This window comes from Bradyrhizobium uaiense, from assembly GCF_010811875.1.
Taxonomy (GTDB): domain Bacteria; phylum Pseudomonadota; class Alphaproteobacteria; order Rhizobiales; family Xanthobacteraceae; genus Bradyrhizobium; species Bradyrhizobium uaiense.
Genome location: NZ_VKHP01000908.1, coordinates 1 through 245, shown reverse-complemented (window position 1 = coordinate 245; position 245 = coordinate 1). Strand labels below are relative to the sequence as shown.

1 pseudogene is annotated in these 245 nt (G+C 56.3%); it reads right to left on the bottom strand.

The window, feature by feature from the left end:
* Positions 1 to 17 precede the first annotated feature (17 nt).
* A pseudogene (locus FNJ47_RS48065) lies at positions 18 to 245 on the bottom strand (hypothetical protein); the annotation flags it as partial.

Sequence of the window (245 nt, the reverse complement as noted above, 5' to 3'; positions counted from 1 at the left end):
CCAAATTCTATGTTAAATCAAAGGCGCCGATCATCAGGACGCGCGATTACCGAGACCGCATCGGCCACGTCATCGCCGCTTCCCCAAGCCTTGCTCAGGCCGAAGGAATACTTCAGCGCGCCGTCGATCCAATCGAGGGTGCCATCGCGATCGGCATATAAGATCCGCGCAGCTGCGGTCTGCGCATGCTTTCTGCGCAAATCCCATTCCTCTCCGATGACAAGCTTGATGTGCTCGGTAATGAG